The organism is Streptomyces sp. NPDC041200 (genome assembly GCF_055591805.1).
Window position 1 is genome coordinate 687,264 of sequence record NZ_JBVIZF010000002.1, and the last position, 18,359, is coordinate 705,622.

17 protein-coding genes are annotated in these 18,359 nt (G+C 72.7%); 9 read left to right on the forward strand and 8 right to left on the reverse strand.

The window, feature by feature from the left end:
- The first annotated feature begins 282 nt into the window (after window positions 1–282).
- Both ACZ6CL_RS08350 and groL read left to right on the forward strand, forming a co-directional pair.
- Window positions 283–489 carry a cold-shock protein gene (locus tag ACZ6CL_RS08350; RefSeq protein ID WP_009716982.1) on the forward strand — a complete coding sequence of 69 codons (207 nt, stop codon included), beginning with the start codon at window positions 283–285 and terminating at the stop codon, window positions 487–489.
- A 318-nt stretch (window positions 490–807) separates the two neighbouring features.
- Complete coding sequence (gene groL / locus ACZ6CL_RS08355) at window positions 808–2,433, forward strand: chaperonin GroEL (RefSeq protein WP_468932718.1); 1,626 nt, start codon at window positions 808–810, stop codon at window positions 2,431–2,433.
- A gap of 99 nt (window positions 2,434–2,532) precedes the next feature.
- Here the strand turns inward: groL and murQ are convergent, their stop codons facing one another.
- A complete protein-coding gene (gene murQ / locus ACZ6CL_RS08360) occupies window positions 2,533–3,558 on the reverse strand; it encodes an N-acetylmuramic acid 6-phosphate etherase (protein WP_468932720.1) in 1,026 nt (341 codons plus the stop codon).
- A gap of 73 nt (window positions 3,559–3,631) precedes the next feature.
- Window positions 3,632–4,564 (reverse strand): MurR/RpiR family transcriptional regulator, encoded by a 933-nt coding sequence (locus ACZ6CL_RS08365; RefSeq protein ID WP_468932722.1) that lies wholly within the window; start codon window positions 4,562–4,564, stop codon window positions 3,632–3,634.
- Window positions 4,565–4,677: 113 nt separating this feature from the next.
- Here ACZ6CL_RS08365 and ACZ6CL_RS08370 point away from each other — a divergent pair, with 113 nt between their 5' ends.
- Window positions 4,678–5,034 (forward strand): hypothetical protein, encoded by a 357-nt coding sequence (locus ACZ6CL_RS08370; RefSeq protein WP_468932728.1) that lies wholly within the window; start codon window positions 4,678–4,680, stop codon window positions 5,032–5,034.
- A 16-nt stretch (window positions 5,035–5,050) separates the two neighbouring features.
- Window positions 5,051–5,320, forward strand: a complete 270-nt coding sequence (locus ACZ6CL_RS08375; protein ID WP_468932730.1) for a DUF4031 domain-containing protein — start codon at window positions 5,051–5,053, stop codon at window positions 5,318–5,320.
- Window positions 5,321–5,338: 18 nt separating this feature from the next.
- Here ACZ6CL_RS08375 and ACZ6CL_RS08380 read toward each other — a convergent pair whose 3' ends face one another.
- Window positions 5,339–6,568, reverse strand: coding sequence for a Cmx/CmrA family chloramphenicol efflux MFS transporter (locus tag ACZ6CL_RS08380; RefSeq protein ID WP_468932733.1), 1,230 nt, complete (start codon window positions 6,566–6,568; stop codon window positions 5,339–5,341).
- A gap of 188 nt (window positions 6,569–6,756) precedes the next feature.
- Here ACZ6CL_RS08380 and ACZ6CL_RS08385 point away from each other — a divergent pair, with 188 nt between their 5' ends.
- Window positions 6,757–6,933, forward strand: coding sequence for a hypothetical protein (locus ACZ6CL_RS08385; protein ID WP_468932734.1), 177 nt, complete (start codon window positions 6,757–6,759; stop codon window positions 6,931–6,933).
- A complete protein-coding gene (locus tag ACZ6CL_RS08390; protein WP_468932737.1) occupies window positions 6,930–7,178 on the forward strand; it encodes a hypothetical protein in 249 nt (82 codons plus the stop codon). Before ACZ6CL_RS08385 ends, ACZ6CL_RS08390 begins: the two co-directional genes overlap by 4 nt.
- Here ACZ6CL_RS08390 and ACZ6CL_RS08395 read toward each other — a convergent pair.
- Window positions 7,154–7,609, reverse strand: coding sequence for a glutaredoxin domain-containing protein (locus tag ACZ6CL_RS08395; protein ID WP_468932738.1), 456 nt, complete (start codon window positions 7,607–7,609; stop codon window positions 7,154–7,156). The two genes, ACZ6CL_RS08390 and ACZ6CL_RS08395, sit on opposite strands and share 25 nt — an antisense overlap.
- Window positions 7,606–8,262: an HD domain-containing protein gene (locus ACZ6CL_RS08400; RefSeq protein WP_468932740.1), complete on the reverse strand. Its 657-nt coding sequence runs from the start codon at window positions 8,260–8,262 to the stop codon at window positions 7,606–7,608. Before ACZ6CL_RS08400 ends, ACZ6CL_RS08395 begins: the two co-directional genes overlap by 4 nt.
- A gap of 58 nt (window positions 8,263–8,320) precedes the next feature.
- Between ACZ6CL_RS08400 and ACZ6CL_RS08405 the strand changes: the two genes are divergently transcribed.
- Entirely contained in the window at window positions 8,321–9,049 is a 729-nt protein-coding gene (locus tag ACZ6CL_RS08405) for a copper homeostasis protein CutC (RefSeq protein WP_468932743.1), read from the forward strand.
- Window positions 9,050–9,162: 113 nt separating this feature from the next.
- On the opposite strand, the gene ACZ6CL_RS08410 is transcribed toward ACZ6CL_RS08405, so the two are convergent.
- Both ACZ6CL_RS08410 and ACZ6CL_RS08415 read right to left on the reverse strand, forming a co-directional pair.
- On the reverse strand, window positions 9,163–11,262 hold the full coding sequence (locus tag ACZ6CL_RS08410) for a HelD family protein (RefSeq protein ID WP_468932746.1): 2,100 nt from the start codon (window positions 11,260–11,262) through the stop codon (window positions 9,163–9,165).
- Between the two features lie 238 nt (window positions 11,263–11,500).
- Entirely contained in the window at window positions 11,501–13,150 is a 1,650-nt protein-coding gene (locus ACZ6CL_RS08415) for a DNA repair helicase XPB (RefSeq protein WP_468932749.1), read from the reverse strand.
- Between the two features lie 265 nt (window positions 13,151–13,415).
- Here ACZ6CL_RS08415 and ACZ6CL_RS08420 point away from each other — a divergent pair, with 265 nt between their 5' ends.
- Window positions 13,416–14,108: a VanZ family protein gene (locus ACZ6CL_RS08420; protein WP_468932751.1), complete on the forward strand. Its 693-nt coding sequence runs from the start codon at window positions 13,416–13,418 to the stop codon at window positions 14,106–14,108.
- Here the strand turns inward: ACZ6CL_RS08420 and ACZ6CL_RS08425 are convergent.
- Complete coding sequence (locus tag ACZ6CL_RS08425) at window positions 14,105–16,993, reverse strand: helicase-associated domain-containing protein (RefSeq protein ID WP_468932753.1); 2,889 nt, start codon at window positions 16,991–16,993, stop codon at window positions 14,105–14,107. The genes ACZ6CL_RS08420 and ACZ6CL_RS08425 overlap by 4 nt on opposite strands.
- A gap of 115 nt (window positions 16,994–17,108) precedes the next feature.
- Here ACZ6CL_RS08425 and ACZ6CL_RS08430 point away from each other — a divergent pair, with 115 nt between their 5' ends.
- Window positions 17,109–18,347, forward strand: a complete 1,239-nt coding sequence (locus tag ACZ6CL_RS08430; RefSeq protein WP_468932756.1) for a hypothetical protein — start codon at window positions 17,109–17,111, stop codon at window positions 18,345–18,347.
- Window positions 18,348–18,359 lie beyond the last annotated feature (12 nt).

The window sequence follows — 18,359 nt, forward strand, 5'->3', positions numbered from 1 at the left end:
AGAACTCGTCAACTTGTGCGCAAAGTGTGTGCGCGATTTGTCGGGTTGGTACCCTATGTCCCGCCGGGTTTGCCCGAGCTTCACAGGAATTCTCCACTTTTTACCGATCGGCCGTGCCCAGAATTCTCGTCCAATTGACCTGTTGCAGAGGGCGTTGGGACGGATACATTCAGCGGCGGTCGACGCGTTCCGGCGCACACCCCCCTCGACTCGGGGGGTGAGGTCTGACCCGGGTCCGCGGAGTGCGGTCCTGCGCAAGGGCCAGCAATAGGGGAGTTAGGAATGGCTCAGGGCACCGTCAAGTGGTTCAACGCGGAGAAGGGGTACGGCTTCATCGCGGTCGACGGTGGTGCGGACGTGTTCGTCCACTACAGTGCGATCCAGATGGACGGTTACCGCACCCTCGAGGAAGGCCAGCGGGTCGAGTTCGAGATCTCGCAGGGCCAGAAGGGCCCGCAGGCGGACATGGTCCGCGTGGCCGTAGGCTGACGCGCCGAACGCGAGGCAGCTGACTGAAACGCCGGAGGGCCCGTACCCCGTGAGGGGGCGGGCCCTCTGGCATGTCCGTGAGGGTGCCCGGCGCCCCTCCCGGTCGCCTCTCTTGACGCCCCTCGGGCGCTTGCACTCTCATGGGGCGAGTGCTAATTATTGCGTTAGCACTCTGAAGGTGAGAGTGACAGAAGGATCGGGTCGGTGAGGCAAGCCGACGTCGTGCGGGGCAAGGAACCGCATGGCAGGCAGGCCGTCCGTCGCGGGCGCCAGGCGCGGTCCGGAGCAATCCACCCCGTCTTGGGAGGACCACTTCACATGGCCAAGATCATCGCGTTCGACGAGGAGGCGCGGCGCGGCCTCGAGCGCGGGATGAACCAGCTCGCCGACGCCGTCAAGGTCACCCTCGGCCCCAAGGGCCGTAACGTCGTCCTCGAGAAGAAGTGGGGCGCCCCCACGATCACCAACGATGGTGTTTCCATCGCCAAGGAGATCGAACTCGAGGACCCGTACGAGAAGATCGGCGCCGAGCTGGTCAAGGAGGTCGCGAAGAAGACGGACGACGTCGCCGGTGACGGCACGACGACCGCGACCGTCCTCGCCCAGGCGCTGGTCAAGGAGGGCCTGCGGAACGTTGCCGCGGGCGCCAACCCGATGGCCCTCAAGCGCGGCATCGAGAAGGCCGTCGAGGCCGTCTCCGCCCAGCTGCTCGAGCAGGCCAAGGACGTGGAGACCAAGGAGCAGATCGCCTCCACCGCCTCCATCTCCGCCGCTGACACCCAGATCGGCGAGCTGATCGCCGAGGCCATGGACAAGGTCGGCAAGGAAGGCGTCATCACGGTCGAGGAGTCGCAGACCTTCGGGCTCGAGCTTGAGCTGACCGAGGGCATGCGCTTCGACAAGGGCTACATCTCCCCGTACTTCGCGACGGACATGGAGCGCATGGAGTCGTCGCTCGACGACCCGTACATCCTGATCGTCAGCTCGAAGATCACCAGCGTGAAGGACCTCCTCCCGCTGCTCGAGAAGGTCATGCAGTCCGGCAAGCCGCTGCTGATCATCGCCGAGGACATCGAGGGCGAAGCGCTCGCCACGCTGCTCGTGAACAAGATCAAGGGTGTGTTCAAGTCCGTCGCCGTCAAGGCTCCGGGCTTCGGTGACCGCCGCAAGGCCATGCTCGGCGACATCGCCATCCTCACCGGTGGCACCGTCATCTCCGAGGAGGTCGGCCTCAAGCTGGAGAACGCGGGTATCGACCTGCTCGGCCGCGCCCGCAAGGTCACCGTCACCAAGGACGAGACCACCATCGTGGACGGCGCCGGCGACACCGACCAGGTGCAGGGCCGCGTCAACCAGATCCGCGCCGAGATCGAGAACTCGGACTCGGACTACGACCGCGAGAAGCTCCAGGAGCGCCTGGCGAAGCTGGCCGGCGGCGTGGCCGTCATCAAGGCCGGTGCCGCGACCGAGGTCGAGCTGAAGGAGCGCAAGCACCGCATCGAGGACGCGGTGCGCAACGCCAAGGCCGCCGTCGAGGAGGGCATCGTCGCCGGTGGTGGCGTGGCCCTGCTCCAGACCGTCTCGGTCTTCGAGAAGCTGGAGCTCGAGGGTGACGAGGCCACCGGTGCCCAGGCCGTGCGCCTGGCCCTGGAGGCCCCGCTGAAGCAGATCGCCGTCAACGCCGGCCTTGAGGGCGGCGTCGTGGTGGAGAAGGTGCGCAACCTGACCCCGGGCCACGGCCTCAACGCCGCGACCGGTGAGTACATCGACCTGATCGCCGAGGGCATCATCGACCCGGCCAAGGTCACGCGCTCCGCGCTGCAGAACGCCGCGTCGATCGCCGCGCTGTTCCTCACCACCGAGGCCGTCATCGCCGACAAGCCCGAGAAGTCCGCTCCGGCGGGCGCCCCGGGCGGCATGCCGGGCGGTGACATGGACTTCTGATCGGCTTCGGCGCCCCGCGCGCCGGTCGGTCATACCGTCCACTGACGACGGCGGGGCGGCACCCTTTCTCCCAGGGGTGCCGCCCCGCCGCCGTGTTGTTTACCGCTCTGCGCCCGCCGCTTCGAGGGCGGCCCGCAGATGGCCGTTTGCCTCGGCGAGCAGCTTCTCGGCGGTGGGCGCGTCGACGCCGCCGAGGATGGTGAGGATGGCGTTCTTGGCCTCCCAGCCGGTGGCCGTCAGCGCGCTCTCGATCTGTTCGTCGGTCACGCCGGTCGCGTCGGTCGGGCCGGTCGAGCCGGTCACGTCGGTCGAGCCGGTCGCGCGGGTCGCCAGGGAGACGATGCGGCGGGTGCGCGCCCGCAGCTTCTCGTTCGACGCGCGCACGTCGACCATCAGATTCCCGTAGGTCTTGCCCAGCCGGATCATGGTGATGGTCGAGATCATGTTGAGCACGAGCTTCTGCGCCGTACCCGCCTTGAGCCGGGTGGACCCGGTCAGCAGCTCCGGCCCGACGACGACCTCGATGCCGTGGTCGGCGGCCGCCGCGAGCGCCGAGTCCGTGTTGCACGACAGTCCGACGGTGAGCGCCCCCCGGCGGCGGGCGTGCTCGACGGCACCCACGGCGTACGGGGTGCGGCCGGACGCCGAGACGCCCACGACCGCGTCGTGCGGGCCGATCCCGAGCCGGTCCAGGTCCTCGGCGGCCAGCTCCGCGCTGTCCTCCGCGCCCTCGACGGACGACACCACGGCGTCCGGTCCGCCCGCGATCAAGCCGACCACCCGGTCCGGCGGGGTGTTGAAGGTGGGCGGGCACTCGCTCGCGTCGAGCACCCCGAGCCGCCCGGCGGTGCCCGCGCCCGCGTAGACCAGCCGCCCGCCGCCCGCCATGCGCGCGGCGATGCCGTCGATGGCGGCGGAGATCCGGGGCAGCTGCGCGGCGACGGCGGCGGGGACCCCGGCGTCCTCGGCGTTCATGACGCGGGCGATCTCGATGGTGTCGAGCCGGTCGATCCCGGCGAGTTCGGGGCGGAACGCCTCGGTGGTCAGGGTCTCCAGCTGGGCACGGAGCTGCTGCTCTTGCTGGTGCGCTTGCTCTTGCTGGTGCTGATCGGCGGCGGAAGTCATGGCGAAGCGGCTCTTCCCTACATAAGCGTGACGGTGGGGGATGGCGGTGCGGGTCCCGCGGCGGGCTCCCTGCTCAGCGGTGGCTGGTGCGGGGGTCGTGCCGGTGCGCGAGGGCCTCGTACGAGGCGGACAGGGCGGGCGCCGCGCTCTCGTACGTGCGCTGCGCCACGCCTATGAACAGGCAGTCCACCACCAGCAGCTGGCTGGTGCGGCTGGACATCGCCGCCGGGCGCAGCTCGCTCTCGCGTGCGGTGGAGGTGGTGAGTACGAGGTCCGCGTACTGCGCGATCTCGCCGTCAGGGCGGCCGGTGATCGCGATGGTGGTCGCCCCGCGCTCGAAGGCGACGCGCAGTGGCTCGATGACGTCCGTAGTCCGCCCCGAATGGGTGATCGCGAGCGCGACGTCACGGGAGTGCAGCTGGACGGCGTTGGTGACGGCCAGGTGCGGATCGGCGTGCGCGTGCGCGATCAGGCCGATCCGCAGCAGCTTCTGGACCAGGTCCTGGGCGACCAGGTTCGACGCGCCCACGCCGTACACGTCGATCCGGCGGGCGGCGGCGACCGCGGCGACCGCGGCCTCGACCTGGCCGGGGTCGAGCCCGGCGGCGGTGTCGGCCAGACACTGCTGCTCTTCCTGGGCCAGTTTGGCGATCACGTCCCCGATCGGGTCGTCGACCGCGATGTCCGCCGTGACGGCCGGTGCCCGGCCCGCCGCCTGCTGCGCGGCGAGCGCGGCGAGTGCGAGGCGCAGATCGCGGTATCCGGGGTAGCCGAGCAGTCGGGAGGTGCGGACGACGGTGGCTTCGCTGGTGCCCGTACGCTCGGCCAGACCGGTGACGGTGAGCGCAGCGCAGCCCGCCGGATCGCCCGCGACGGCCTCGGCGACGCGCTGCATCGAGCGGGTCATGGACGGGCCCAGGGTGCGGACCTTCGCCGCGAGGGCGGCGGGGGCGGGCACGGCGGGGTCGGTGAGGGGAGTGAAAGTTTCCTTCAACTTACTGCTCACATCTGAAAACTATTTCCAGCCACGGGGTCCGTCAAGACCGCGTGCGGAGACCGTTTGCGATCCTTCCCCGCGCTGGAAGGCGGCGCGACCAAGCAAAGGTGACAATGGGACCCATGAAGCTCGAACATGCACTGCACGCGGCACGGGCGCTCGTCCTGGCCGACCTCGCGGCGGGAGACGTCGCCCAGGCCGACATCGTCTCGCTCGTCGAGGACGCCATCGCGCACCGCCGCTGGTGGGTCGAGCAATGGCCGGAAGGCGTGGCATTCGTCTCCGGACTGGTCGCCCAGGACGTCCAGGACGCCCTGCTGGAACGCTACGGCCGCTGGCCCCTGTGCCCCGTCTGCACCACGGGCGGCGACCTCCACGCCCTCGACGTGGAACCCGAACTGGGCCCCGACCCGCACTGGGTGTGCGGCAAGACGGCGGTCGCGGTGGCGCCCGTGGGCCGACTCGGGACCACGCTCTGATGGCGGTACTGATCTGATGGCCGTACTGATCGACCCGCCCTCGTGGCCGGGCCACGGCCGCATGTGGTCCCACCTGGTCAGCGACGTCTCGTACGACGAACTCCACGCCTTCGCCACCCGCATCGGCGCCCCGCGCCGTGGCTTCGACCGGGACCACTACGACGTCCCGAGCGACCTGTACGCGCGGGCGGTGCGGGCGGGTGCGGAGGAGGTGGGCAGCAAGGAGCTGCTGCGGCGGCTTACGGCGGCGGGCTTGCGTCGCCGTAAGCCCGTCGCGCGCGACTGAGGGCTGACCGGACCCGGCTCAAGGCCTGACGGAAGACGCCTCCGCCTCTCGCGCGGCCGCCGACGTCTGCCCGGTGGCGATCACGCGCGAGGCCCCTTCCGTACGATGCAGCCGGGCCGCGACGGCCGTCGTCACGATGCCCGTACCGGCCAGGGCCGCGCCCGTCCAGGCCACCGCCGGGTAGCCCCAGCCCGCGTCGATGACCAGGCCGCCGAGCCAGGGGCCCACCGTGTTGCCGATGTTGAAGGCGGACGTCGTGGTCGCGCCCGCGAGCGTCGGGGCGGCGTTCGCGACGTTGAACATGCGGGCGTTGAGCGCGGGCGCGGTGAAGAAGGCGGTGAAGCCGAGCATCAGCGCCAGGCCCACGGCCGCGACGGGACTGTGCGCGGTCAGCGCCAGGACGGTCAGCACGACCGTCGAGGCGGTGATGCCGCCGTACATCGTGCCGAACAGGTGCGCGTCCGCGATCCGCCCGCCGATCGCCGTACCGATCAGCGCGCCGACCCCGAACAGCGCCAGGACGGTCGGCACCCAGCCCTCGTCCAGCCCGGCCACGTCCGTGAGCAGCGGCGAGAGGTACGAGAACAGGCAGAAGACCGCGCCTCCGCTCAGCGCGGTGGTGATCAGCGCCAGCCAGACCTGCCGGTCGCGGTAGATGTGCAGCTCGGCCCGCAGCCGCGGCCGGTCCTCCCCGGTCGGCACCTCCGTACGCGGTACGAGCGTGATCACCCCGATCAGCCCGAGCACCGACAGCCCGGCGACCGCCCAGAAGGCGGCGCGCCATCCCGCGTTCTGCCCCAGGAACGCCCCGGCCGGGACCCCGGCGATGTTCGCGATGCTGAGCCCGCCGACCATCACCGCCATGGCCCGCGCCCGCGCGTTGACCGGCACCAACGACACGGCCACCGCGGCCCCCACGGCCCAGAACCCGGCACACGCGAGCGCGCTCACCACCCGCGACGCGAACAGCACCCCATACGACGGCGCCACCGCCCCCGCGACCTGCCCGAGCCCGAAGACGGCGAGCAACGCGATCAGTGTCGTCCGCCTCGGCAACCGCAGTGTGGCCGCCGCCAGCACCGGTGCCCCGACCACCATCCCGATGGCGAACGCCGATATCAGCAGCCCGGCCGTGGGGATCGTCACTCCCATGTCCCGGGCGACGGGTTGCAACAGCCCGGAGAGCATGAACTCCGAGGTCCCGAGGGCGAAAACGGACAGGCCAAGTACATACACGGCGATGGGCATGCCGACGTCAACACCCCGCTGGGATCCGCCATTCCTCGCCCGGGGGCGTTCCCCATCTCCCGAACGTTCACTCGAAGTGATGGTGTGGTGGCTGCGACCTGGTGATGTCACGGAGAGTGATGGATAGTCGAGGTGCGAGCCCGCCAAGGGGAGGCGGGTGCTGACGCATCACAGGGGGAGTGATCGCCATGACCACCGTCATGACAGACGTGAGTGATCGCCTCGGCCACGCGAGCGAAGTGCTGGCGGACCGCAAGGCGACCGTGAACGAGCTTCGGTTTCTGGCCTACCGCTTGTGCGAGGAACTGAGCGACGTAGTGCGGATCGCCCAGAGTGGGGGCGGGCACGGACAGGAGTTGTCATGACGGACCTGTGGATCAGCCACCCGCGGGAGTGGACCGTGCGCCGCCTGGACGACGGCAGCCTCGCGCTCCCGCTCCAGATCAGCCGTGGCGGCCAACTCCTCGGCGTGGCCGAGCTGCGGCTGATCCCCGCTGCGGCGGAGCACCTGCACGCGGCCCTGTGTTACGCGCTTGACGGGCAGTCTCCACCCACCGCCGCCCCGGACTGCCGCAAGCCGATCCGCTACCCGGGTCGGCGGTCGGGGTAATCCCCGTCCAACTGGCCGCGCACCCAGGCGGGGTCGGGGTTGACGTACGGGTGGCCCGCCACCGCGACGGTCGGCACCGTCTCGTTGCCGTCGTTGGCTTCCCTCACCGCACTTGCCCCAGTCGGGTCGCGCCAGATGTTGACCCAGTGCAGTTGGCTGGCGCTGCGGCCCAACCGGATCCGTAGGCGCACGCAATACGCGCAGCCCGGCCGCCAGTAGACGATCGGCCGACCGTCGACCCCGCTGCGGCGTTGTGCCTCCGCCGCGCCGATCGACCGGGGGAACACCAGCGGCGAGTACAGCCCTGCGAGCCCGACGAACAACAGGAGGAGGACAACGGCGGTTCCGAGGGAGCCCCTGACGACCAGCGTGGTCGCGATGAGTGCGCCGGAGACCGCGAGCAATATCGGCAGGATCCAAGCGCGCGTCATGATGAGGCAGACCCCAGCAGCTCCAGCTCCGTCGTCATGTTGCGGCGGGCCGCCTTCTCCCAGCGGTCGTGGGCGACCGGGGTGCGGAACAGGCAGGGCAGGCCCAGGAGGTGGCGGAGGACGTTCGCGCGGCCTTCGCGGAAGGTGTCGTCGGGGACGAAGCCGTACTCCTCGCGGACCGCCGCCGCGTACGCGCCGTAGGCCTCGGGCGTGCCCGCGAGTACGGCCAGGTCTGCGTCGCAGAGGACTTCGCCGTTGGTGTCGCCATCGGCGGGGTCGTGGTCGGTGGTGAGGCGCACGAGGCGGGCGGTTTCGGCGACGCGGGCTTCCGGGACGCCTGCCTCCGGGAGGGCGCGTTCGGCGAGGCGGGCGCTGCGGTCCTCATTGTTCGAGCGGTCGGGGAGGTAGACGGCGTCGTGGAACCAGGCGGCGAGGCGGATCGCGTCGGGGTCGGGCGCCTCAGTGTGTTCCAGCAGCTCGTCGACCCGGTCCAGCACGGCGATCAGGTGGTCGGTGGTGTGGTAGCGGCGCTGGGGTTCGGCCCAGCGGGAGAGGAGGTCGCGGCCGTAGAGGGCCGGGTCGGGGGTGGTGGTGTCGCGGGCGCCGTCGAGGAGGAGCGCCCAGCGGGCGAGGAGCGCGGGGTGGTCGGACATGGGCTCATTCTCCGGGGTGCGGGTTGCGAGGGAAGTGGGGTATGGCAAGCTATGCGGCATGTCTAGACCAATTCTCGAGGTTATCGCCCTCCATACGGAGGACGCGATCGCGGCAGAGGCCGGAGGGGCGGACCGTCTTGAGCTGGTCACCGACATGGCCGCCGATGGGCTGACGCCCTCCCGGGAGACCTTCGCCGCCGTCCGTTCGGCGGTGGATCTGCCAGTGCGGGTGATGCTCCGTGCGTCCGATGGGTTCGCGGCGGGGGACGCCGCGGCCGTCGACGCGCTGTGCCGTCAGGCCGCCGCGCTGCACGCGGAGGGCGCGGATGAGTTCGTGCTCGGCTTTCTGGCCGCCGACGGTCTGGCCGATCTCGCTGCCGTTTCCACGCTGGTCGAGGTCATCGGCGCCGGGGCGGGCGTGGACGAGAGCCGCTGGACGTTCCACCGGGCCATCGACCGCGCCGCCGACCGCGACGTGCTCCGTCGGCAGCTGGCCGGGCTGCCCGGCCTGGACACGTACCTCACCGCCGGGTCGGCCCAGGGCGTCGACCACGGCCTGCCGACGCTCCGGGACGAGGCCGAGCGGGCCGGTGCGGCGGGGTACGAGGCGCGGATCATGGTCGGCGGAGGGCTCCGCCTCGACCACCTCCCCGAACTGCGCGCCGCGGGCATCACCGCCTTCCACATCGGCAGCGCGGCCCGCCCCGGCGGCTGGCACGGCTCGGTGGACGCGGCCGCCGTGGGGCAGTGGCGTATCGCGCTCGACGCGCCGGTGCCGGTGGGCTGAGGCCTTTAGAGCACGGGGGCGGGCCCACTCCCACTCCCGCCCCCGCCGGTCGCCCGCCGCCGGGTTGTGGTGGGTGACCGTGGGGCGCTCCCACCCCCACGCACCCGCAGGTTCTACGCCACCAGCCGCTCCGGAAGTGGCGCCGCGTGGACCACCGTCAGGCCCGAGACCGCCCGGGTCAGGGCCACGTACAGGCGGCGCAGGCCCGTGCGTTCGTCGGGTTCGCCGTCGACCACGGCGGCCGGTTCGTCCAGGACCACGTAGTCGTACTCCAGACCCTTCGCCAGAGTCGCGGGCACCAGGGTCAGCCGGGCCTCGGGGCTGGTCTCCTCGCCGGGGGAGAGGTGGCTCAGGCCCGCCGCCGCGAGGGCGGCGGCCAGAGCCGGGAGGCGGGCGTCGGCCGCGATCAGGCCGATCGAGCCCTCGTGCGACAGGGCCTCGCGGCAGGCGGTGATGACCGCCGCGTCCAAGTCGGCGGCCGCCACGGCCCGTACGGAGAAGTCACCCGCCGCCTCGCGGATCGAGGTGGCCTCGGACAGGCCGGGCGCGATGGCGGGCAGCAGCCGCGACGCGTACGCGATCACCTCCCGCGGCACCCGGAAGCCCTGGGTCAGCTCCTCGACGGCGGAACCGGGTTTGCCCAGGTGGGTGAGGGCCTCCTGCCAGCTGTCCGTGGCCCAGGGGGTGGTGCCCTGGGCCAGGTCGCCGAGGATCGTGGCGGAGCCGGTGGTGCAGCGGCGGCCGACGGCGCGGTACTGCATGGGGGACAGGTCCTGCGCCTCGTCCAGGACCACATGGCCGAGGGAATGGGTGCGTTCGATGAGGTCGGCGGCCTCGTCGATGAGCACCGCGTCCTGCGGGGACCACTTCGCGGACTTCACGCTGCGCGGCGGCTTGGCCCACAGGAGGGTCTTCTGCTCGTCGGCGTCGAGGACGCCGTCCGCGTGGGCGGCCAGGAAGTCGGCGTCGGAGAGCAGGCGGAGCACGAGTTTGGCCGGGTCGACGGGCGGCCAGATGGCCTTGACGGCCGCCTTCACCGCGGGATTGCGGGCCACCGCGTCCTGCACGCGGTCGTCGGGGGCCTCGCCCGCCTGTTCCATGCGGACGAGTACGGCGTGCGCGATGCGCTGCGGCAGGGCGTCGCGGGCGGCGCCGTAGCGGATGTCGCGGGCCAGCAGCTCCGCCACGGTCTCCTCGATCTCGTACGCCGGGACCCGCCAGCGGCGCGAGCCGCGGACCACGACGCACGGTTCGGTGGGCGGGGTGACGTGCGAACGCAGGGCCCGGCGCAGCACCTCGGCCATGCGGGCGTCGCCCTTGATACGGGCCACGTCGGCGGAGTCGGCGCCGCGCACCTCGACGCCGGTGGCGGGGCGGGCCACCAGGTCCTCGACGGTGGCCTGGGCGACCTGCAACTCACCCAGCGCGGGCAGCACTTGCTCGATGTAGTGGAGGAAGGAGCGGTTCGGGCCGATGACGAGGGTGCCGGAGCGGGCCAGCCGCTCGCGGTGCGCGTAGAGGAGGTACGCGACCCGGTGCAGGCCGACCGCCGTCTTCCCGGTACCCGGCGCCCCCTGGACGCAGACGGTGCCGCCGATTCCGGCGCGGACGATCTCGTCCTGCTCGGGCTGGATCGTCGCGACGATGTCCCGCATGGGGCCGACGCGCGGCCGTTCGATCTCGGACTGGAGCAGCTTGCTGGTCTGTTCCGCCTCGTCCGGGTCGGAGAGCTTTTCGTCCTCGTAGGCGGTCAACTCACCGCCGGTGTAGCCGAAGCGGCGGCGCAGCCCGACGTCCATGGGGGCCTTCTTGGACGCCTGGTAGAAGGGCTGTGAGACGGGGGCGCGCCAGTCGATGACCATGGGGTTGCCGTCGCCGTCGTGTACGTGGCGGCGGCCGATGTAGAAGGACTCCCCCTCGGCTCCCTCTGCCGCGTCGGCGCCCGGCGCGTGCAGATAGTCGAGGCGGCCGAAGAAGAGCGGGGTGTGGGAGAGGTCGGCGAGCGCTTTGATGCGCTCGCTGACCTGGTGGTGCAGGGCCTCGGCGTTGACCCAGTTGGCGGCGACGTCCCGGAGGTCGAGGGCCTCGACGTCGGCGCGCATGGCGCGGAGGGCCGCACGGGAGGCGCCGAGGTGGGCGCGTTCCCGCGCGAGCGGGTCGGACAGGGGTGGTTCTGGCTGGTCAAGGGCGTGCTCAGGGGCGTGCGAGGGCACGGCGTAGCCTCCGGCGGGTACACGAAGCAGAGTTGCGGTACGTACGAGATGCCAGCCGGTTTCCGTCCGGCCGACGGCTCTCCCGAGCGGGAGGCGGCAAGACGGGGGATTGTAGCCAGGGCGTGTACGGGCCGCGAATGATTTACGTCGGCCCGGGTGCGGGTGCGGGTGCGGGGCGGGGGCGGGACGGGTTCGGGTCCCGCGTCGGGTTCGGATGGAGGCGGCGAACCGGGCCGCGTCAGACGTCCTCGTCCGCGAGCAGCGCGCTGGCGTCCACGATGCGGTACGCGTACCCCTGCTCGGCCAGGAAGCGCTGGCGGTGGGCCGCGAAGTCCTGGTCGATCGTGTCGCGCGCGACCACCGAGTAGAAGACCGCAGGGTGGCCGTCGGCCTTCGGGCGCAGCACTCGGCCGAGGCGCTGGGCCTCCTCCTGGCGGGAGCCGAAGGTGCCGGAGACCTGGATGGCGACGGTGGCCTCGGGGAGGTCGATGGAGAAGTTGGCGACCTTCGAGACGACGAGGACGGACAGCTCGCCCTCCCGGAAGGCGTCGAACAGCTTCTCGCGCTGCGCGTTCGTCGTCTCGCCCTTGATGACGGGCGCGTCCAGATGCTCGCCCAGCTCGTCGAGCTGGTCGATGTACTGGCCGATGACCAGCGTCTGCTGCCCCTTGTGCTTGGCCACCAGCGCCTCGGTGATCCGCTGCTTGGAGGCGGTGGTGGCGCAGTAGCGGTACTTCTCCTCGGTCTCGGCGGTCGCGTACGCCAGCCGCTCGGTCTCGGTGAGGTTGACGCGGACCTCGACGCAGTCGGCGGGCGCGATGTAGCCCTGCGCCTCGATCTCCTTCCAGGGCGCGTCGAAGCGCTTGGGGCCGATGAGCGAGAAGACGTCGGACTCGCGGCCGTCCTCCCGTACGAGCGTGGCGGTCAGGCCGAGGCGGCGCCGCGCCTGGAGGTCGGCCGTGAACTTGAAGACCGGCGCGGGCAGCAGATGCACCTCGTCGTAGATGATCAGGCCCCAGTCGCGGGAGTCGAACAGCTCCAGGTGCGGGTAGATGCCCTTCCGCTTGGTGGTGAGCACCTGGTACGTGGCGATGGTGATCGGGCGGATCTCCTTGCGCGTACCGCTGTACTCGCCGATCTCCTCCTCGGTGAGGGAGGTGCGGCGCATCAGCTCGTGCTTCCACTGGCGGGCCGAGACGGTGTTGGTGACCAGGATCAGCGTGGTCGACTTGGCGGTGGCCATCGCACCCGCCCCGACCAGCGTCTTTCCGGCGCCGCAGGGCAGGACGACGACGCCCGAGCCGCCGTGCCAGAACCCCTCGACGGCCTGCTTCTGGTAGGGGCGCAGCGCCCAGCCGTCCTCGTGCAGGTCGATGGCGTGCGCCTCGCCGTCAACGTAACCGGCCAGGTCCTCGGCGGGCCAGCCCAGCTTGAGCAGCGTCTGCTTGATCTGACCGCGCTCGGAGGGGTGGACGACGACCGTGTCCGGGTCGATACGGGCCCCGACCAGCGGCTGGACCCGCTTCGACCGCAGGATCTCCTCCAGCACCGGGCGGTCGCTGGTCTCCAGGACCAGCCCGTGGGTGGGGTGCTTGAGGAGGCGCAGCCGCCCGTAGCGGGCCATCGTCTCGGCGACGTCGACGAGCAGGGCGTGCGGTACGGGGTAGCGGGAGTGCTCCACGAGCGCGTTCACGACCTGCTCGGCGTCGTGCCCGGCGGCGCGGGCGTTCCACAGACCGAGCGGGGTCAGCCGATAGGTGTGGATGTGCTCCGGCGCGCGCTCCAGCTCGGCGAAGGGCGCGATGGCGCGGCGGCACGCTTCGGCCTGCTCGTGGTCGACCTCGAGCAGGAGCGTCTTGTCGCTCTGGACGATGAGCGGTCCGTTCACGCGCCTGAGTCCTTTCGTGTCGCCAGAGGCCATCGGGGCCCTCGGGGCCATCGGGTTGCCGGGGCCAAAGACCTAGTGTCCCTCATCGGCCGGGCTGGGCGGAGGGCCACAGGGATACTCCGCACGGCTAGGGGCAACCGGGAGCACAGGAGGCCAGAACGACAGCGGGAGGTCGGTCCCTGTGGTCAGCGTCGCTTGGTGGGAGAGCTGGCGGAGTGCGACGAGCCGGAGGCCGGGGGGTGGGTTGAGGGGCGGGGCGAAGGGTGTGCCCAAGGTCTCGGCCAAGCCCAGGGCGACGGCCAAGCCCAAGGCCAGGGTCACAGCCAAGCCCAAGCCCAAGCCCAAGCCCAAGCCCAAGGCCACGGCGACGGCCAAGCCCAAGGCCGCCCCGAACGGCGGGGCCAAGGCCGCGGCCAAGAGGACGTCCCAGCGCGTCTCCCGCAAGAAGGCGCCGGAGGCGCCGTTGCAGCGTGATTCGTTCGGCTCCCGTGTCGCCCGCACCCTGGTGCTGCTGCTGGCGTTCGTCTGCATGGTCGGGTTCGCGGCGGCGCTCGCCAAGGCCACGCTCGTGCCGTCGCCGGGGTCCAGCGATCTCGTGCACACCAATCTGCGCCCGGGCGACTCGCTGCGCGCCTACCTTGACCAGCCCGCCATCCGGGACACGGTGAAGCAGATCGGCGGCAACGTGCTGCTCGGCGCGCCCTTCGGCGTGCTGCTGCCGGTGCTCGTGCCGAAGGCGCGGGGCGCGGTGCGGGTGGTGCTGGTGACGTCGCTGGTGATGGTGCTGGTCGAGATCGCTCAGGGCGCGATCGTCGAGGGCCGGGCCTTCGACATCGATGACGTCATCCTGAACACGTCGGGCGCCCTGCTCGGCTACTTCCTGATCGGCCGCCGCCTCGGTCACGCCCTCCACCCGCGTCGCCACCACTGGTGGCAGCGGCGGCGCAGTACCCCCTAGCCCGGCTCGTCGGCCAGTTCCGCGACGCCCGTGATGCGGTGGAGGGGGTACGTACGGACCTCGTCGGCGGTGTGGTCGTACGCGGTGACGTAGCCGCCCTCGACCCGGACCGGGGCGATGACGCGCTGGCTGGCGGCGCCGTCCGCGTTGACGTAACCGATCCAGACGGCGGAGCCGGTGAGGGCCGCGGCCTGCATGGTGGCGAGGGTGTCGGCGGAGGTGGTGCGGGGGAGGCGGCCGTCGGTGGTGGTCGTGGCGGTGGCGCCTTCGGGAGCGGTGACCGGGGGCTTGTGGGGCGCGGTCGCGGCGAGGTCCCCGGCGCGGATGGCACGTACCGCCGCGCCCAGCAAGGTGGTGTCGGGAACGGGCGGGCCGTCCGGCACCGGGGCGGGGGCCGCGCGGGGCGGGGTGCGCTGGGCTTCGGCGCGGGTGACCAGGACATCGCCCTCGGCGGATTCGGCGGCCGGTGCGTAGCCCATGCCGCGCAGGCCCTCGAGCAGCGCGTCCGGCGGTGCCTGGGCGGCCAGCACGGTGGGGGCGAGACGGCGCAGCCGCAGGCCCGCGGAGCGGCGGTCGGCGAGGATCTCCGCGAGCAGCGCCTCGTCGTCGCAGCGCAGATAGGCGGAGGCCGCGCCGATGCGGAGGTGGCCGTGCTTACGGGCGACGTCGTCGATCAGGTACGAGAGGGGCTGCGGCACCGGGGTGCGGGAGTGCGCGGCGAGGAAGGTGTGCAGGTCGTCGGCGGCCTGCCCGGCGTCGAGCGCGCGGCGTACGGAGGCGGGGGTGAATCGGTAGACGGTCGCGCCGCCCTTGGACTCGACCTCGGCGAGGATGCCGAGCGCGTCGGCGAGCGGCCGCTCCAGCGGGCCGGGGGCGACGGCGGTCAGGTCGGCCTGGAGGAGTACGTGGTCGAGGGGCTCGGGGAGGAGCGGGGCGAGCAGCCGCGCCGCCTCGGCGGCGAGCGCGGCGGCCTCGGCGGGGGTCGTGGCGGGTGCCCCGGGGGCGGCGGCGGGTGGCGTGCCGGGGATTGTGGCGGCGGCTCCGGCTGCCGGGGCCATCGCTTCGGCTGTCGGGCCCAGGAGCGCGCGGCCGTGGGCCGAGAGCGCGGCGCGTCCCGTGACGCCGAGCATTTCGGCCTCGCTGAGGGTCCAGCGCGCCAGCCGCGACCGTAGATCGTCCCGGGTGGTGGGGGAGGGGGCGGAGGGCGCGGTCAGCCCCGCGGCCCCGGCGGTGCCCCAGCTCCCGGCGCCCCAGGTCCCGGCGGTTCCTGTAACCCCGTCGCCCGCGGCACTGGATCCGGCGCGTCCCGTGGCTCCCGCCGCTCCGGCACCGGCCGCTCCGGCACCGGCTGTTCCGGCGGCTCCCGCTGCTGCGGCGCCCCTGCCGCTCGCGGAGCCCGATGCGCCCGTACCCCCGGCGCCCCTGGCCCCCGCCGCGCCCGCCGGGCCTCGGTGGGCCGGGCGTTCCCACCGCAGGCGGGCCAGCAGGGCATCCGGGTCGGGTGCGGCGCCGGGCGGGAGGGCGGCGAGGAGTTCGAGGACCCGGCGGCGGACCTCGGGGGCCGGGGAGCGGTCCAGGTCGGCGCCGAGGGCGGAGAGGGTGCGGCCCCGGTTGTCGCGGCCGCCGACCAGGCCCGACGCGCGGGTCGCGGCGAGCCAGGCGGTGGCGAGCGCGGCCCAGCGTTGCTCGGCGGGCAGCCGCAGCCAGTCGTCGTACGCGGGGGTGGGCGCGTACCGCTCGTCGGTCTCGCCGTCCGAGGCCAGCAGCCCGGCCGCGTACGCCAGCTCGATCCAGAAGGCGGCCACCGGCTCGGAGACGTCGAGCGCGACGGCGGACCGCTTGAGGTCGCGCACGCTCAGCCCGCCCGCGCGCAGCACGGGCGGGCCCGCGCTCTCCCATTCGCCCAGCAGCTCCTCGACGGTGGCCAGCGCGGTGAAAGCCTGCCCCGCCGCGGCTTTGTCCACAGCCTGTGGATCGTGTTGCGCGGCGGACGTCAGCGGCGGGGCCACCGGCTCGGGCGCGCGGTGGGCGCGGCCGCCGCGCAGATGCAGGGCGGCCTCGCGGGGGAGGACGACGTTGCGCGGTCCGGACGGCAGCAGCAGACCGCGGTCCAGCAGCCAGGCGACGGGTGGCGTGGGGGAGGCGACGGACACCTCCCCGTACGGCGGGCCCCAGGTCAGCTTGGCGAGCACGGCGGCCGCGTCGTCGGGTGCCCCGGCGAGCAGCGCGGCCATCCGGTCGCGGTCGTTGAACAGCTCGGTCAACGCGGCGACGGCCGTCACCGGATCGTGGGTGGCCGCCAGCCCGGCCGCCGCCAGCAGCTCCTGCAGCCGCCCCGGTGACATCCCCGCCGTGGCCTCGTGCACGGTGGGCCCGAGCCCGGTCGGCGACGGCGAGGCGGGTGAGGGCGCCAGCAGCTCCCGCGCGGTACGGACGAGCCGCAGCCGGTCGTCCCCGCCCCAGACCAGCGCCTGCGCGCGCAGCGTGGCGACGGCGCGGGGCAGCTCGGCGGCGACTCGGTCGCGGAGCGCGGCGGCGGTGGGCGTGCCGTCTGGGGTGGGATCGCCCGTCATCAGGGCGGCCAGGGTCTCGTACGGGCAGGGGTCCGGGGCGACCGCCAGGGCCTCGGCGGTCTGGAGGGCGAAGCGGTCGAGCCGTTCCACCGCTCGGACGACCGAGGCGCGGGTGCCCGCTCGGGTGGCGAGCTGGGTGAGGTCGCCCGGGACGGGGGACAGCAGGTCCGGGCGGGCGCGCAGCAGGGCGGCCAGCGCCTCGTCGGGGCGCGTGCGCAGCTCCTCGGCCAGGGTGCGGGGTGCCGCGCGGCCGCTGGCGTCTGGGCCGGTCCCTGCGGTCACGCATGCCTCCCGGTTACGCGAGCTGCTCATTCGATCCACAGTACCCGGGGGGTGCCGGACGTCGGGGGTGCGGCGGAATCCAGCCTCCGCACGGTACCGTCGGAGCCGTCTGGCAGGCCGACCGTGCGCATTCTCAGGGGTCTTGGTGGGGATCGAGAGCGAAAAGCTCGTCTACGACTATCTGAGCCGTGTCGGGGACCTGGCTCAGCAGCAGGGCCTGCCGTCCGGTGAACGGATGCGGCTGGTCTCCGGGCTGCGGGCCGATATCGACCACCGGAGGTCGACGGGCGGCTCGGACAGCGCTGCCGGGGTGAAGCGGATTCTGTCCAAGCTGGGTACGCCCGCCGAGGTGGTCGCCGCGGCGGGCGGGCGGCCTTCCGGTGGGGAGGGTGCCGAGGGCGGGGACGGCGGTGAATCGGTCGGCGGAGGTACGCGCACCTCGGGCGCGGCGCGGGCCGCCCGCGACAAGCTGGCCGGGCTCGCCGAGCGCACCGGGCTCAGCAACAAGGTCCCCTCGCCGCGCGAGCCGAACGGGCCAAGCGGACCTAACGGGCCAAGTGGGCAGAGCGGGCCGAACGGGTCAAACGGTACGCCGGGCGGCGACACCCCGGTCTCCTTCGCCAAACACACGCCCGTCACCCCCGAAGCGCCCCCGGCCCCCCGCCGTTGGTCCGGGCCCCATCTGGCGAGCGAGGACGAGTTGGGCCCGCGCGAGTCCAACCCCGACTGGTGGCAGGTGGAGCCGGGCCCGTTCGCCCAGCCCGAGCACCCGGACGGTCAGTTCGGCTTCGTCGAGGGCTTCGTCGGCGGCGTCGAGCTGCCCGAACTGCTCGGCAGCGGCAAGACGGCCGAGCAGGAGCAGCGGGAGAAGTGGGAGAAGCAGGAGGCCGAGAAGCGGGCGGAGGAGGAGGCGGAAGAGGCCGCCGAGGCCGCCGAGGCGGAGAAGGGGCCGCGGCGGCGCGGCCTGCTGCGCCGCGCCCTGCTCGGCCCCGGCAAGTCCGCCGCCGCGGAGGGCGACACCGGCAAGGCGGCCCGGGCCGGTTGGGCGGCGGGACTCAGCCCGGTGCTGCTGCTCGCGATCGCGCTGCTCATCGCGGGCGCCGTGATGGGCAACATCGTCCTGCTCGGCTTCGGCTGGGTGCTCACGTACGCCACCGGCAAGCTGTCCCGCGCCGAGGCCAAGTGGGCGGTGATGGGCATGCCCGGCCTGGTCGCGGCCGGGGCGATGGTCTGGCTGTGGGGCCGGACCAGCGGCAAGTGGGGCGACCGGATCCCGGAGAACGGGATGAAGGACGTGCTCACCGAGACCTGGCCGGTGGTCGTGCGCGGAGCGGCCGTCGCCACGGTGCTCTTCCTGGTGTGGCGGGCCCGCCGCCGGGGCTGAACCGTCAGCCCG